The 15,777-nt window shown below is 53.4% G+C and carries 8 protein-coding genes, 2 tRNA genes and 3 rRNA genes; 11 read left to right on the top strand and 2 right to left on the bottom strand.

The genetic code is table 11. The features are described from left to right. Nucleotide 1 precedes the first annotated feature (1 nt). A complete protein-coding gene (gene fadB, locus FO014_RS08645; protein ID WP_160029002.1) occupies nucleotides 2–2,191 on the bottom strand; it encodes a fatty acid oxidation complex subunit alpha FadB in 2,190 nt (729 codons plus the stop codon). Between the two features lie 344 nt (nucleotides 2,192–2,535). On the opposite strand from fadB, the gene pepQ reads away from it, so the two are divergent. The 11 genes from pepQ (at nucleotide 2,536) to birA (ending at nucleotide 14,642) form a co-directional block, all read left to right on the top strand. Beyond that, nucleotides 2,536–3,867 carry a Xaa-Pro dipeptidase gene (gene pepQ / locus FO014_RS08640; RefSeq protein ID WP_160029000.1) on the top strand — a complete coding sequence of 444 codons (1,332 nt, stop codon included), beginning with the start codon at nucleotides 2,536–2,538 and terminating at the stop codon, nucleotides 3,865–3,867. Further along, complete coding sequence (locus tag FO014_RS08635; protein ID WP_160028998.1) at nucleotides 3,867–4,481, top strand: IMPACT family protein; 615 nt, start codon at nucleotides 3,867–3,869, stop codon at nucleotides 4,479–4,481. The genes pepQ and FO014_RS08635 overlap by 1 nt, the downstream gene beginning before the upstream one ends. Nucleotides 4,482–4,515: 34 nt before the next feature. Next, nucleotides 4,516–5,967: a Trk system potassium transporter TrkH gene (gene trkH, locus FO014_RS08630; RefSeq protein WP_105229420.1), complete on the top strand. Its 1,452-nt coding sequence runs from the start codon at nucleotides 4,516–4,518 to the stop codon at nucleotides 5,965–5,967. Nucleotides 5,968–5,988: 21 nt separating this feature from the next. Beyond that, nucleotides 5,989–6,510, top strand: a complete 522-nt coding sequence (gene hemG, locus FO014_RS08625; RefSeq protein ID WP_160028996.1) for a menaquinone-dependent protoporphyrinogen IX dehydrogenase — start codon at nucleotides 5,989–5,991, stop codon at nucleotides 6,508–6,510. 404 nt (nucleotides 6,511–6,914) lie between these two features. Continuing rightward, nucleotides 6,915–8,456: ribosomal RNA gene (locus FO014_RS08620) — 16S ribosomal RNA — on the top strand. A gap of 74 nt (nucleotides 8,457–8,530) precedes the next feature. Beyond that, a tRNA-Ile gene (locus FO014_RS08615) sits at nucleotides 8,531–8,607 on the top strand. A gap of 129 nt (nucleotides 8,608–8,736) precedes the next feature. Further along, nucleotides 8,737–8,812, top strand: a tRNA-Ala gene (locus FO014_RS08610). A gap of 207 nt (nucleotides 8,813–9,019) precedes the next feature. Beyond that, a 23S ribosomal RNA gene (locus tag FO014_RS08605) occupies nucleotides 9,020–11,926 on the top strand. A 179-nt stretch (nucleotides 11,927–12,105) separates the two neighbouring features. Further along, nucleotides 12,106–12,221, top strand: a 5S ribosomal RNA gene (rrf, locus tag FO014_RS08600). The 16S, 23S and 5S rRNA genes sit together here with 2 tRNA genes alongside, the layout of an rRNA operon. Before the next feature lie 424 nt (nucleotides 12,222–12,645). Then, the gene (gene murB / locus FO014_RS08595; protein WP_160028994.1) at nucleotides 12,646–13,683 is read left to right on the top strand and encodes a UDP-N-acetylmuramate dehydrogenase; all 1,038 of its coding nucleotides are present in this window, start codon (nucleotides 12,646–12,648) and stop codon (nucleotides 13,681–13,683) included. Further along, complete coding sequence (gene birA, locus FO014_RS08590) at nucleotides 13,680–14,642, top strand: bifunctional biotin--[acetyl-CoA-carboxylase] ligase/biotin operon repressor BirA (protein WP_160028992.1); 963 nt, start codon at nucleotides 13,680–13,682, stop codon at nucleotides 14,640–14,642. The genes murB and birA overlap by 4 nt, the downstream gene beginning before the upstream one ends. A gap of 41 nt (nucleotides 14,643–14,683) precedes the next feature. On the opposite strand, the gene coaA is transcribed toward birA, so the two are convergent. Further along, nucleotides 14,684–15,634, bottom strand: a complete 951-nt coding sequence (gene coaA / locus FO014_RS08585) for a type I pantothenate kinase (RefSeq protein WP_160028990.1) — start codon at nucleotides 15,632–15,634, stop codon at nucleotides 14,684–14,686. Between the last annotated feature and the right edge of the window lie 143 nt (nucleotides 15,635–15,777).

Genomic DNA, 15,777 nt, shown 5'->3' with positions numbered 1-15,777 from the left:
CTCATGCCGGTTGGCCCGTGGAGACATTCGCGATTGGCGCCGTCACCGGGTAGTAGGTTTCATTACGTTCGGCTTTGGCGCGCAGGCCGGCCGGAACCTGATACAGCGCGCCCAGATGTGCGTAACGCTGCGCCATTTCAACGTAATGAGCCGTGCCCATGGTATCCAGGTAGCGGAAGACGCCGCCGTGGAACGGCGGGAAACCGATGCCGTAAACCAGCGCCATATCGGCTTCCGCCGGGCTGGCGATGATGCCTTCTTCCAGACAGCGCACCACTTCGTTAATCATCGGGATCATCATGCGCGCGATAGTTTCCTCGGCGCTGATGTTTTGCCGCGGCTGGCTGACTGCCGCCAACAGCGCATCGGTCTGTTCGTCGTTCTCTTTACGCGGTCTGCCTTTGTTATCCTGGCTATAGCGGTAGAAGCCCACCTGGTTTTTCTGGCCGAAGCGCTGGTTGTCGAACATCACGTCGACCGCATCGCGGTAATCCTTGCCCATACGTTCAGGGAAGCCGGCGGCCATCACGGCCTGGGCGTGATGGGCAGTATCAATACCGACTACGTCCAGCAGATAGGCCGGGCCCATTGGCCAGCCGAACTGTTTTTCCATCACTTTATCGACCTGACGGAAATCAGCGCCGTCCCGCAACAGCAGGCTGAAGCCGGCAAAGTAAGGGAACAGCACGCGGTTGACGAAGAAGCCCGGGCAGTCGTTGACCACGATCGGCGTTTTCCCCATGCGTGACGCGTAGGCCACCACGGCGGCGATGGTTTCGTCGCTGGTGCGTTCACCGCGGATGATTTCTACCAGCGGCATGCGGTGCACCGGGTTAAAGAAGTGCATACCGCAGAAGTTCTGCGGCCGTTGCAGCGATTTTGCCAGTTCATTAATCGGAATAGTCGAGGTATTAGACGCCAGAACCGTGTCTTTGCCGATGAGCCCTTCAACTTCGGCTAGCACTGCGGCTTTGACCTTCGGATTCTCCACCACCGCTTCCACAATCACCTGAGCGCGTTCAATGCCGGCGTAGTCCAGCGTGGGCTGAATGGTTGCCAGCACGCCGGCCATCTTCATGCCGTCGAGCTTACCGCGCTCCAGCTGTTTGTTCAGCAGCTTGGCGGCTTCGCCCATGCCGAGCGTCAGCGATTTTTCACTGATATCTTTCATCAGTACCGGCACGCCTTTTAATGCGGACTGGTAGGCGATGCCACCGCCCATAATGCCGGCGCCCAGCACTGCGGCCTGCTTCGGCGCGGTGCGATCTTTCGCCAGTTTTTTCGCCTGACTTTTCACAAACTGATCGTTGAGGAAAATACCGACCAACGCCCGGGCTTCATTGGAACGCGCCAACGGTACAAAGCTGGCGGTCTCCAGCTTCAGTGCTTCATCGCGTCCCAATCCGGCGGCGGCCTCAATCGTCTTCACCGCGGTCATGGGCGCCGGATAGTGTTTGCCGGCGGTTTGCAGCACCATACCTTTGGCGGTGGTGAAGCTCATGGCTGCTTCAATCGGGCTGAGCTTCAGCGGTTCCAGCTTCGGCTGGCGGCTGGCGCGCCAGTCCAACCGCCCGTCAATGGCCTGTTGCAGCATCTGACGCGCGGCATCCGCCAGTTTTTCCGGCGCGACGACCGCATCGACCAGGCCGACTTTCAGCGCCTCTTTGGCGCCGATGTCTTTACCTGCGGCGATGATCTCCAGCGCGCTGTCATTACCGAGCAGACGCGGCAGACGTACCGAACCGCCGAAGCCCGGCATAATGCCGAGTTTGGTTTCCGGCAGGCCGATGCGCGCATCCGGTGTTGCGACGCGAAAGTCCGTCGCCAGCACGCATTCGCAGCCGCCGCCCAGTGCATAGCCGTTGATGGCGGCAATGGTCGGCACCGGTAAATCTTCCAGACGGTTGAAAATGGAATTGGCGAAAGCCAGCCAATGCTGCAGTTTTTCCGCCGGGGCGGCGAACAGCGACAGGAATTCGGTGATATCGGCACCGACGATAAATGCGTTTTTGTTGGAACGCAGCAGCAGCCCTTTCAGCTCGGTCTGTTTTTCCAGTACGTCGAGCGCTTCGCCCAGCGCGGCAACGGTGCGGGTATCCAGCTTGTTGACGGAGCCTGGGGCATCAAACACCAGCTCGGCGATACCGTTCTCGAGCCAGTGTAGTTGTAATGTTTCGCCTTGGTAGAGCATGTCTATCTCCTGAATCAGCGCGTATGATCTGGTATGACCAGATGACGATGAGTGTGGTTTTAATGTTAAAAATATGCAAATCAGAAATTGATTTTTTGCTGCGCCGATCACAGCATTTAATTTTATGTTATTGATATTTATTATGATTATATTTTGTGTGGTTTGGCCGTTCGCTACAGATCGACATCAACCCAGCGTGGAGCATTGTGGCAATGGTTGCCTTGATGAGGGCTGCGCCGTTAACAGTTTGCGAGGTGTTTCGCATGCCTGATGGGGCGGGGTTGGAGTGCGTAATCAGTGTGTTAAGATGACGCATTCCGTTCTAAGGGCATAAAGGTACTGTGATGGAAACGCTGGCTTCTTTGTATAACGAACATCTGAATGAACTGCAAAACCGCGCACGCGATGTGTTGGCGCGCAATAAACTGGACGCGCTGCTGATTCATTCCGGCGAGTTGTTGCGGGTCTTTCAGGATGACCACCACTATCCGTTCAAGGTCAACGCGCATTTTAAAGCGTGGGTGCCGGTGACGTCGGTGCCGAACTGCTGGTTATGGATTGATGGCGTTAACAAACCGAAGCTGTGGTTCTATTCGCCGGTGGATTATTGGCACAGCGTCGAGCCTCTGCCGAACAGCTTCTGGACGCAATCTGTCGATCTGATGCCGCTGACCAATGCCGGTGATATCGGCCAGCTCCTGCCGGCACAGCGTGAGCGCGTCGGCTATATCGGCTATGCCCAACAGCGGGCGCGGGAGCTGGGCATTGCGGAGGATAATATCAATCCGCAGGCGGTGCTGAACTACCTTGATTTCCATCGTTCGATCAAAACCGGTTACGAACAGACCTGCATGCGCGCCGCGCAGAAAACGGCGGTGACGGGCCATAAGGCGGCGCGTGAAGCCTTCCTGTCCGGCATGAGCGAGTTTGATATCAACCAGGCTTATCTGACTGCGACCGGTCACCGCGACACTGACGTGCCTTACGGCAATATCGTGGCGCTGAATGAACATGCCGCCGTGCTGCACTACACCACGCTCGAGCATCAGCCGCCGTCCGACATGCGCAGCTTCCTGATTGATGCCGGTGCGGAATATAACGGTTATGCAGCGGACTTGACGCGCACCTATGCGGCGGACGGCGATAGCGATTTCGCCGCCCTGATTAAAGACCTCAATGCTGAACAGCTGGCGCTGATCGGCACGCTGAAGCCCGGCGTGCGTTATACCGATTACCACGTGCAGATGCACCAGCGTTTGGCCAGCCTGCTGAAGAAACACCGCCTGGTGAATGACATCAGCGAAGAGGCGATGGTTGAACAAGGATTGACCTGCCCGTTCCTGCCGCATGGTCTGGGCCACCCGCTGGGGTTACAGGTGCATGACGCCGCCGGCTTTATGCAGGATGAAAACGGCACCCATCTGGCGGCGCCGGCCAAATATCCGTTCCTGCGCTGTACGCGGGTGCTGCAGCCGGGCATGGTGTTGACCATTGAGCCGGGGCTGTATTTTATTGAGTCTCTGTTGGCGCCGTGGCGCAGCGGCGAGTTCGCTAAACACTTTGCCTGGGAGCGCATTGATATGATGAAGGCTTACGGCGGCATCCGCATTGAAGACAACGTCGTGATTCATGAAAAGCGGGTGGAAAACATGACGCGCGATCTTAATTTGGCGTGATGGAAGCATACCCGGTTCCTGCCGACGCTATCAGCGTCAGTGAGGAGATAAAGAAAAGCCGCTTTATTACGCTGTTGGCACCGACTTGCGGTGTGGAAGCGGCTAAAGCTTTTATTCAGCGGGTCAGAGAAGAGCATCCAACGGCCCGGCACCACTGCTGGGCTTTTGTCGCCGGCGCGCCGGGGGATTCGCAGCAGTTGGGGTTTTCCGACGACGGCGAGCCTTCCGGCACAGCAGGGAAACCGATCCTGGCCCAGCTGATGGGCAGCGGCGTGGGGGAGATAACCGCAGTGGTGGTACGCTACTACGGTGGGATTAAATTAGGCACCGGTGGCCTGGTCAAGGCCTATGGCAGCGGGGTGCAGCAGGCGTTAAAGCTGCTGCCGTTGGTCAGCAAAGTGCCGCAGTTGGAATATACTTTGCAATGCGACTATGCGCAGCTGGCGTTGGTTGAGAACCTGCTACAGCAAATGGAAGGGCGGATTCTGCACGGCGAATATGGTGCGGATGTTGTGTTGCATCTGGCCTTGCCGGCAACGGAAACCGAGACCTTTGGGAATAAATTACGTGATCTGAGTCGCGGTAATTTGCAATTAACCCCCATTTCGCAATAATTCCCTCCAATTAAATTGCTAAGGATCGTGTGAAATGCATTTTCGCGCCATAACCCGTATCGTAGGTGTATTGGTCATCTTATTCTCCGGGACAATGTTCCTCCCTGGGCTGGTGGCGTTGATTTACCGCGATGGCGCGGGACGGGCATTTACGCAGACCTTCTTTGTCGCCGTGACTATCGGCCTGCTGCTGTGGTGGCCGAACCGCAAGCAAAAGCATGAGCTGAAACCGCGCGAAGGATTTCTGATCGTCGTGTTGTTCTGGACGGTGCTGGGCAGCGTGGGGGCTTTGCCCTTCCTGTTCTCTGAGCGGCCTAATCTCTCGCTTACCGATGCATTTTTCGAATCCTTTTCCGGCTTGACCACCACCGGCGCAACGACGCTGGTCGGGTTGGACTCGCTGCCAAAAGCCATTTTGTTCTACCGGCAGATGCTGCAGTGGATGGGTGGGATGGGGATCATCGTACTGGCGGTCGCTATTTTGCCTATTCTCGGCGTCGGCGGGATGCAGTTGTATCGGGCAGAAATGCCGGGGCCGTTGAAAGACAATAAAATGCGTCCGAGGATTGCGGAAACGGCGAAAACACTGTGGCTTATCTATGTGCTGTTGACTCTGGCCTGCGCATTGGCGCTGTGGGGCGCCGGGATGTCGGCGTTCGATGCCATTGGCCACAGTTTTTCAACCATCGCCATTGGCGGTTTCTCCACCCACGACGCGAGCATCGGCTATTACGCCAGTCCGACAATTAACACCATCATCGCCGTGTTCCTGCTGATTTCCGGCTGTAACTATGGTCTGCACTTTGCGCTATTGAGCGGCCGCAGCCTTAAAGTGTATTGGCGCGACCCTGAATTCCGCATGTTTATTTTCGTGCAATTGACGCTGGTGGTGGTGTGTTCGGTGATCCTGTGGGGGCATGGCGTCTATCAGTCTGGTATGGAAACGATCAACCAGGCGTTTTTCCAGGTGGTGTCCATGGCGACGACGGCAGGTTTTACGACCGACAGCATCGCCAAATGGCCGCTGTTCTTGCCGATGCTGCTGCTGTGTTCCGCCTTTATCGGCGGCTGCGCCGGTTCTACCGGCGGTGGCCTGAAGGTAATCCGCATTTTACTGTTGTATCTGCAGGGGTCGCGTGAACTGAAAAGACTGGTGCATCCCAATGCCGTGTATACCATTAAACTGGGTAACCGCGCGTTACCCGAACGTATATTAGAAGCAGTATGGGGTTTCTTCTCCGCTTACGCGCTGGTGTTCATTGTCAGCATGCTGGCGATTATCGCCACCGGCGTGGATGACTTCTCCGCCTTTGCTGCCGTGACCGCTACGCTGAACAACCTGGGGCCGGGCCTGGGGGTTGTCGCCGATAACTTTACGACCATGCCGCCGCCGGCGAAGTGGATACTGGTGTTGACGATGTTGTTTGGGCGTCTTGAAGTTTTCACACTGCTGGTTCTGTTTACGCCGACCTTCTGGCGTGAATGAGCCTAGATAAGGAGTAACGCCATGAAGGCACTGATTCTCTATTCAAGTCGCGATGGGCAGACTCATGCAATTGCTTCTTATATTGCGAACAAGCTGCAAGAGGCAATGTGCTGTGATGTGGTCGATCTGCTTCAGGCGGAAAACGTCGATCTCGGGCAGTATCAACGCATCATGATCGGCGCCTCGATTCGTTACGGACATTTCCATCCTGCGTTGGATAAGTTTGTAAAACGTCATGCTGAACGCTTAAACCAAATGCCGAGCGCTTTCTTCTCTGTCAATCTGACGGCGCGCAAGTCAGACAAGCGTTCACCCCAAACCAATCCTTATACGCGTAAGTTCCTGCTTTCCTCGCCATGGCAACCAACACAGTGCGCGGTCTTTGCCGGCGCGCTGCGTTATCCGCGTTATCGCTGGTTCGACCGTATTATGATTCAGTTTATTATGCGTATGACGGGGGGAGAAACGGATAGCAGTAAAGAAGTGGAGTACACGGATTGGCGTGAGGTCGAGCGCTTTGCCCAGGAATTTCGCCAGCTTTAGTATGAAAAGTGACAAAAACGCTGGCTTGAGCAGCGTTTTGTTGAAAAAGAAGGCAGTTGAAAGGTTTTTTGAAATTAGGGGTTGCGGCGTTCTGAGAACTCCCTATAATGCGCCTCCACTGACCGGGAACAACGACTGACAAGCCGCCGGGTCAGCGAGAAGAAAGCGAAATAAACGCTTGACTCTCCGGGCGAAAAGCGTAGTATACGCAGCCCGCGCCGATGAGAATTATCTCCGGCGATGCTCTTTAACAATTTATCAGACAATCTGTGTGGGCACTCACAAGACGATATCCAGCATCTTCGGATGCAAAAAAATATCAAGTCTTGAAGAGTGACTAACTGAAGTAAAATTCATGCAGTAAATCTTTGAGCAACAGCTATTAACTTAGCGAATCAAGCTTTTAATTGAAGAGTTTGATCATGGCTCAGATTGAACGCTGGCGGCAGGCCTAACACATGCAAGTCGAGCGGCAGCGGAAAGTAGCTTGCTACTTTGCCGGCGAGCGGCGGACGGGTGAGTAATGTCTGGGAAACTGCCCGATGGAGGGGGATAACCACTGGAAACGGTGGCTAATACCGCATAACGTCTTCGGACCAAAGTGGGGGACCTTCGGGCCTCACACCATCGGATGTGCCCAGATGGGATTAGCTAGTAGGTGGGGTAATGGCTCACCTAGGCGACGATCCCTAGCTGGTCTGAGAGGATGACCAGCCACACTGGAACTGAGACACGGTCCAGACTCCTACGGGAGGCAGCAGTGGGGAATATTGCACAATGGGCGCAAGCCTGATGCAGCCATGCCGCGTGTGTGAAGAAGGCCTTCGGGTTGTAAAGCACTTTCAGCGAGGAGGAAGGGTAGTGTCTTAATACGGCATTACATTGACGTTACTCGCAGAAGAAGCACCGGCTAACTCCGTGCCAGCAGCCGCGGTAATACGGAGGGTGCAAGCGTTAATCGGAATTACTGGGCGTAAAGCGCACGCAGGCGGTTTGTTAAGTCAGATGTGAAATCCCCGAGCTTAACTTGGGAACTGCATTTGAAACTGGCAGACTAGAGTCTCGTAGAGGGGGGTAGAATTCCAGGTGTAGCGGTGAAATGCGTAGAGATCTGGAGGAATACCGGTGGCGAAGGCGGCCCCCTGGACGAAGACTGACGCTCAGGTGCGAAAGCGTGGGGAGCAAACAGGATTAGATACCCTGGTAGTCCACGCCGTAAACGATGTCGATTTGGAGGCTGTGCCCTTGAGGCGTGGCTTCCGGAGCTAACGCGTTAAATCGACCGCCTGGGGAGTACGGCCGCAAGGTTAAAACTCAAATGAATTGACGGGGGCCCGCACAAGCGGTGGAGCATGTGGTTTAATTCGATGCAACGCGAAGAACCTTACCTACTCTTGACATCCAGAGAACTTAGCAGAGATGCTTTGGTGCCTTCGGGAACTCTGAGACAGGTGCTGCATGGCTGTCGTCAGCTCGTGTTGTGAAATGTTGGGTTAAGTCCCGCAACGAGCGCAACCCTTATCCTTTGTTGCCAGCGGTTCGGCCGGGAACTCAAAGGAGACTGCCAGTGATAAACTGGAGGAAGGTGGGGATGACGTCAAGTCATCATGGCCCTTACGAGTAGGGCTACACACGTGCTACAATGGCGTATACAAAGAGAAGCGAACCTGCGAAGGCAAGCGGACCTCATAAAGTACGTCGTAGTCCGGATTGGAGTCTGCAACTCGACTCCATGAAGTCGGAATCGCTAGTAATCGTAGATCAGAATGCTACGGTGAATACGTTCCCGGGCCTTGTACACACCGCCCGTCACACCATGGGAGTGGGTTGCAAAAGAAGTAGGTAGCTTAACCTTCGGGAGGGCGCTTACCACTTTGTGATTCATGACTGGGGTGAAGTCGTAACAAGGTAACCGTAGGGGAACCTGCGGTTGGATCACCTCCTTACCTAAAGATATCCTGACTGTGCAGTGTCCACACAGATTGTCTGATGAAAAAGTAACGAGCAGAAATACCTTTATAGGCTTGTAGCTCAGGTGGTTAGAGCGCACCCCTGATAAGGGTGAGGTCGGTGGTTCAAGTCCACTCAGGCCTACCAAATTCTTCCTTATGCTGCGTTATGCTCTCGGTCGTTTACCAAAGTAAACTTCCCGGTCGCATGCCTTGCCTAAGAAAGAATTAACTCTTTACGAGTTGGTAATGACAAAGGTATTGCACGCGATTATATGGGGCTATAGCTCAGCTGGGAGAGCGCCTGCCTTGCACGCAGGAGGTCAGCGGTTCGATCCCGCTTAGCTCCACCATATAAGTCCGAAAAACACTACTTCAGAGTATATTGGCAACAGTATGCTGCGAAGTATTTTGCTCTTTAACAATCTGGAACAAGCTGAAAATTGAAACATGGCAGCTGAAACTTGTCCCCCGTAGAAGTTCGGGATGAGGAGTAACCTGTCATAGAGTCTCTCAAATGTAGCAATGCGACGATGTCGAAAGACACCTTCGGGTTGTGAGGTTAAGTGACTAAGCGTACACGGTGGATGCCTAGGCAGTCAGAGGCGATGAAGGGCGTGCTAATCTGCGAAAAGCGTCGGTAAGGTGATATGAACCGTTACAACCGACGATACCCGAATGGGGAAACCCAGTGTGTTTCGACACACTATCGTTAAGTGAATACATAGCTTAACGAGGCGAACCGGGGGAACTGAAACATCTAAGTACCCCGAGGAAAAGAAATCAACCGAGATTCCCCCAGTAGCGGCGAGCGAACGGGGAAGAGCCCAGAACCTGAATCGGCTTGTGTGTCAGTGGAAGCGTCTGGAAAGTCGCACAGTAAAGGGTGATAGTCCCGTACACGAAGATGCACAGGTCGTGAGTTCGATGAGTAGGGCGGGACACGTGTTATCCTGTCTGAATATGGGGGGACCATCCTCCAAGGCTAAATACTCCTGACTGACCGATAGTGAACCAGTACCGTGAGGGAAAGGCGAAAAGAACCCCGGCGAGGGGAGTGAAATAGAACCTGAAACCGTGTACGTACAAGCAGTGGGAGCACCTTCGTGGTGTGACTGCGTACCTTTTGTATAATGGGTCAGCGACTTATATTTTGTAGCAAGGTTAACCGAATAGGGGAGCCGTAGGGAAACCGAGTCTTAACTGGGCGTCTAGTTGCAAGGTATAGACCCGAAACCCGGTGATCTAGCCATGGGCAGGTTGAAGGTTGGGTAACACTAACTGGAGGACCGAACCGACTAATGTTGAAAAATTAGCGGATGACTTGTGGCTGGGGGTGAAAGGCCAATCAAACCGGGAGATAGCTGGTTCTCCCCGAAAGCTATTTAGGTAGCGCCTCGTGAACTCATCTTCGGGGGTAGAGCACTGTTTCGGCTAGGGGGCCATCCCGGCTTACCAAACCGATGCAAACTCCGAATACCGAAGAATGTTATCACGGGAGACACACGGCGGGTGCTAACGTCCGTCGTGAAGAGGGAAACAACCCAGACCGCCAGCTAAGGTCCCAAAGTCATGGTTAAGTGGGAAACGATGTGGGAAGGCACAGACAGCCAGGATGTTGGCTTAGAAGCAGCCATCATTTAAAGAAAGCGTAATAGCTCACTGGTCGAGTCGGCCTGCGCGGAAGATGTAACGGGGCTAAACCATGCACCGAAGCTGCGGCAGCGACGCTTATGCGTTGTTGGGTAGGGGAGCGTTCTGTAAGCCGTTGAAGGTGTGCTGCGAGGCATGCTGGAGGTATCAGAAGTGCGAATGCTGACATAAGTAACGATAATGCGGGTGAAAAACCCGCACGCCGGAAGACCAAGGGTTCCTGTCCAACGTTAATCGGGGCAGGGTGAGTCGACCCCTAAGGCGAGGCTGAAAAGCGTAGTCGATGGGAAACAGGTTAATATTCCTGTACTTGGTGTTACTGCGAAGGGGGGACGGAGAAGGCTAGGCTAGCCGAGCGACGGTTGTCTCGGTTTAAGCGTGTAGGGGAGTGACCTGGTAAATCCGGTTGCTTGCTAACCCTGAGGCGTGATGACGATGCACTACGGTGCAGAAGTAGTTGATGCCAAGCTTCCAGGAAAAGCCTCTAAGCTCCAGGTAACACGAAATCGTACCCCAAACCGACACAGGTGGTCAGGTAGAGAATACCAAGGCGCTTGAGAGAACTCGGGTGAAGGAACTAGGCAAAATGGTGCCGTAACTTCGGGAGAAGGCACGCTGGCGCGTAGGTGAAGTCCCTTGCGGATGGAGCTGAAGCCAGTCGCAGATACCAGCTGGCTGCAACTGTTTAATAAAAACACAGCACTGTGCAAACACGAAAGTGGACGTATACGGTGTGACGCCTGCCCGGTGCCGGAAGGTTAATTGATGGGGTTATGGGTAACCAGAAGCTCTTGATCGAAGCCCCGGTAAACGGCGGCCGTAACTATAACGGTCCTAAGGTAGCGAAATTCCTTGTCGGGTAAGTTCCGACCTGCACGAATGGCGTAATGATGGCCAGGCTGTCTCCACCCGAGACTCAGTGAAATTGAACTCGCTGTGAAGATGCAGTGTACCCGCGGCAAGACGGAAAGACCCCGTGAACCTTTACTATAGCTTGACACTGAACATTGAGCCTTGATGTGTAGGATAGGTGGGAGGCTTTGAAGTGTGGACGCCAGTCTGCATGGAGCCAACCTTGAAATACCACCCTTTAATGTTTGATGTTCTAACTCGGCCCCCTAATCGGGGGTGAGGACAGTGTCTGGTGGGTAGTTTGACTGGGGCGGTCTCCTCCCAAAGAGTAACGGAGGAGCACGAAGGTTAGCTAATCACGGTCGGACATCGTGAGGTTAGTGCAAAGGCATAAGCTAGCTTGACTGCGAGAGTGACGGCTCGAGCAGGTGCGAAAGCAGGTCTTAGTGATCCGGTGGTTCTGAATGGAAGGGCCATCGCTCAACGGATAAAAGGTACTCCGGGGATAACAGGCTGATACCGCCCAAGAGTTCATATCGACGGCGGTGTTTGGCACCTCGATGTCGGCTCATCACATCCTGGGGCTGAAGTAGGTCCCAAGGGTATGGCTGTTCGCCATTTAAAGTGGTACGCGAGCTGGGTTTAGAACGTCGTGAGACAGTTCGGTCCCTATCTGCCGTGGGCGTTGGAAGATTGAGAGGGGTTGCTCCTAGTACGAGAGGACCGGAGTGAACGCACCACTGGTGTTCGGGTTGTCATGCCAATGGCATTGCCCGGTAGCTAAGTGCGGAAAAGATAAGCGCTGAAAGCATCTAAGCGCGAAACTTGCCTCAAGATGAGTCTTCCCTGGGCCTTTAAGGCCCCTGAAGGAACGTTTAAGACTAAGACGTTGATAGGCTGGGTGTGTAAGTGCAGCGATGCATTGAGCTAACCAGTACTAATGAACCGTGAGGCTTAACCTTACAACACCGAAGGTGTTTTAGAGACGGATGACAAAATCGTCGGGAACGATTTTGAACAACGCGGAGCGTTGGCCCCGAAGGGGTGAGTATCAGGATGATACGAATAATTTTCAGCGAAGTTCCGAGATTGGATTGACTGGCGGCGTGGATGCGTTGCGGGTTGATTGAAACAGAATTTGCCTGGCGGCAATAGCGCGGTGGTCCCACCTGACCCCATGCCGAACTCAGAAGTGAAACGCCGTAGCGCCGATGGTAGTGTGGGGTCTCCCCATGCGAGAGTAGGACACTGCCAGGCATCAAATAAAGTAAGAAGCCTCATGCGAAAGCATGAGGCTTTTTGCGTTATTTGAACTCAATCAATAATCGGCAATACCATGCCAGGCGACTCAGTAATAATACATATAGTTGGGTGATTGTTTATTCAGTCTATGTTTACTCATTGGGAAAGCATATAAAGCTGAAATAAATTGCTATGCCAATAAACAATGTATTTATACGTTTCCCCTGCGGTCACGTTATTAGTCCGATAGCATGCAGAATGATTTTCTATTGCCAAAATTCTGGATTTATTGCGATATTTCATCAGGATAGGTTGTGATTCGCCTTGCCCCGTTTCATGATTTTGCCTGCCACGGCGCATTATCAAAAAACAAATAATAGCCACAAAAATTTATTCGAGTAGACTAAGTGCAATTATTCCGGAATGGGTATTCAATATCATGTCTACTGAAAGCGCGTCTTTAAAAAATCACAATACCTTTGCGCTCCCGGTCAATGCAGCGCAATTGGTCATTGCAGAAAACATCGAGTTAATGATTAAGGTCTGGCAGAAGACGAAAAAACGTCAAGAGCCGCTGCTGGTTCTTGGAGAGGGCAGTAATGTCCTGTTTTTAGAAGATTTTGCTGGCACGGTCATGATTAACCGCCTGCACGGTATTAAGGTCAGAGAAGAGCAGGATAGTTGGCATCTTCATGTCAGCGCCGGTGAGAGCTGGCATGAGCTGGTAAAAAGAACGCTCGACGGTGGTATGCCCGGTTTGGAAAATCTGGCTCTGATCCCTGGTTGCGTGGGGTCGGCGCCTATCCAGAATATCGGCGCGTATGGCGTTGAATGGAAGGATGTTTGTGAATACGTCGACCTGCTCAATCTGACGACCGGAGAGATTGACCGGATGGTGCCGGAACGCTGCAACTTTGGCTACCGGGAAAGTGTTTTCAAACATCAGTTTAAAGTCGGCTATCTTATCGTTGCCGTCGGTATACGGCTGAATAAACAGTGGCAGCCGCTATTGAGCTATGGCGATCTGACTAAGCTGGATAAAGAGACGGTAACGCCGCATCAGGTATTTGACGCAGTTTGCGCGATGCGTCGCAGTAAACTGCCCGATCCACGAGAAACCGGCAACGCCGGCAGCTTTTTCAAGAATCCGGTGGTGGAAAAGGAACATGCCGCAGAGTTATTAGCCGCGTATCCTACCATGCCGCATTTCCCGCAGGCGGATGGTCGGGTGAAATTAGCTGCAGGGTGGTTGATCGACCAATGCGCGTTAAAAGGCTATCGTATTGGCGGGGCTGCGGTGCATAGTAAGCAGGCGCTGGTATTAATTAACCAGGATAACGCCGTCAGTCAGGATATCGTAGCGTTGGCGCGCCATGTGCGCAACACGGTTGCTGAGAAGTTTAGCGTCTGGCTTGAACCTGAGGTGCGCTTTATTGCCGCCACGGGGGAAGTGGACGCCGTAGAGGCTATTTCATGAGAGATACGACGGTACCATTAAAGCTCATCGCCATGCTGGCCGATGGAGATTTCCATTCGGGTGAGCAGCTGGGTGAATATTTGGGCATGAGCCGTGCCGCGGTTAACAAGCATATTCAAACCGTCAGAGAGTGGGGCGTAGACGTGTTTACCGTCCCGGGGAAAGGCTACAGCCTGCCGGCGCCGATTCAACTGCTGGAAGCGCAGCGTATTACTGCGTTACTGGATGAGAAGCAGGTGACCGTACTGCCGGTGGTCGACTCAACCAATCAGTATTTGCTCGATCGCATCGGCACTCTGCAATCCGGCGATGCTTGTGTGGCCGAATACCAGCAGGCGGGGCGAGGCCGTCGTGGGCGCCAGTGGGTGTCTCCTTTTGGCGCCAACCTCTATTTGTCGATGTTTTGGCGTTTGGAGCAGGGGCCGGCGGCAGCGATTGGTCTGAGCCTGGTGATCGGTATCGTGATGACCGAGGTGCTGCAGCGTTTGGGGGCAGAAAAAGTCCGGGTGAAGTGGCCGAATGATCTTTACCTGAATGACCGAAAACTGGCGGGTATTCTCGTTGAATTGACAGGTAAAACCGGCGATGCTGCACAGATTGTGATTGGTGCCGGTATCAACCTGGCAATGCGGGATACGCAGAGCGACAGTATTAATCAGGGTTGGATTAACCTGCAGGAGGCCGGGATCGCTATCGACCGCAATGAGCTTGCCGCTACATTACTCAATGAGATGCGTCAGTCATTGCGGCAGTTTGAAAGTGAAGGACTGTCGCCTTTCATTGCACGCTGGCGTGAGCTGGATAACTTTATCGATCGTCCGGTCAAACTCTTGATCGGCGAGCAGCAGATCCTGGGGATTGCACGTGGCATCGATCAGCAAGGCGCATTGCTGCTTGAGCAAGATGGCGTGATCAAACCCTTTATCGGCGGTGAGATCTCATTACGCAGCGCCGAGTGATCGTGTAGCCAGCAGGGGACACGGCTGTCCCCTGCAAAACGCTACTTTCTAAGGCGCACATGCTCGACGGCGTGATTGGCACTTTTCGTCATGATCAGACTGGCACGCTCGCGCGTTGGCAATATATTTTGCTGTAAATTCAATCCATTAATCTCATTCCATAGCTGAGTGGCAATTTTCACCGCTTCACTCTCAGAGAGTTTGGCATAATTATGGAAATAGGAGTTTGGATTGGAGAACGCGCCCTGGCGGAACTTCAGGAAGCGGTTGATATACCAGGTTTGCAGCAGCTCGGCAGGTGCGTCGACATAGATAGAGAAATCAACAAAATCCGAGACAAAGACGTGGTGTGGATCGTGTGGGTAGTCCATACCGCTCTGCAGCACGTTCAGACCTTCCAGAATCAGAATATCCGGTTGTTCGATGACTTTGTTACCGTCGGGTACGACGTCATAAATCAGGTGTGAATAAACCGGCGCGGTGACGCGTTTAGCGCCTGATTTCACTTCTGAGACAAATTTCACCAGGCTATGCATGTCGTAAGACTGCGGGAAGCCTTTCTTTTTCATCAGACCGCGTTCGTTCAGTACTCTGTTGGGGTGCAGGAAGCCATCGGTGGTGACCAGTTCAACGCTGCGATGTTCCGGCCAGCTGCTAAGCAGCGCCTGCAGCAGACGTGCGGTGGTGCTTTTACCTACGGCAACGCTGCCGGCGATGCCGATCACATAGGGGATTTTCTGCCCGTCGGTGCCAAGAAATTGCTCCAGAACGGCCTGACGGCGTAGATTGGAACTGATGTAAAAGTTCAAAAGTCGCGACAAGGGGAGGTAGATCTGCGCGACTTCTTCTAAAGAGAGATCTTCGTTAATCCCTTTCAGTTTAACAATTTCTTCTTCTGATAACGTCAGCGGCACCGAATCTCGCAACGCAGCCCATTGGGTACGATCGAACTGTAGGTACGGCGTTGCTAAAGATTGATCTCTTTTTATCATAAGCCAAATTCTGCCTGTTAACGCAGGTTGGGAAAGGCGCCGGACGCCAACTCCAGATAATAAACAAGCTGCATATTATAGACAGCTTCGTTTTTGGCGTAGACTTTTTTCAACTTTGTTGTCGATCGTGGTGAGAGAATGGT

This window comes from Serratia rhizosphaerae (genome assembly GCF_009817885.1).
Lineage (GTDB): Bacteria > Pseudomonadota > Gammaproteobacteria > Enterobacterales > Enterobacteriaceae > Serratia_B > Serratia_B rhizosphaerae.
Note: the sequence above shows the minus strand (reverse complement) of the source record. Positions and strands in the feature narration are given on the sequence as shown.

Bases quoted from the DNA above. Each gene is read 5' to 3' on its own strand.
- FO014_RS08635 (WP_160028998.1), top strand. From the start codon at position 3,867: ATGGAAGCATACCCGGTTCCTGCCGACGCTATCAGCGTCAGTGAGGAG.
- trkH (WP_105229420.1), top strand. From the start codon at position 4,516: ATGCATTTTCGCGCCATAACCCGTATCGTAGGTGTATTGGTCATCTTA.
- fadB (WP_160029002.1), bottom strand. From the start codon at position 2,191: ATGCTCTACCAAGGCGAAACATTACAACTACACTGGCTCGAGAACGGT.
- pepQ (WP_160029000.1), top strand. From the start codon at position 2,536: ATGGAAACGCTGGCTTCTTTGTATAACGAACATCTGAATGAACTGCAA.
- hemG (WP_160028996.1), top strand. From the start codon at position 5,989: ATGAAGGCACTGATTCTCTATTCAAGTCGCGATGGGCAGACTCATGCA.
- birA (WP_160028992.1), top strand. From the start codon at position 13,680: ATGAGAGATACGACGGTACCATTAAAGCTCATCGCCATGCTGGCCGAT.
- murB (WP_160028994.1), top strand. From the start codon at position 12,646: ATGTCTACTGAAAGCGCGTCTTTAAAAAATCACAATACCTTTGCGCTC.
- coaA (WP_160028990.1), bottom strand. From the start codon at position 15,634: ATGATAAAAAGAGATCAATCTTTAGCAACGCCGTACCTACAGTTCGAT.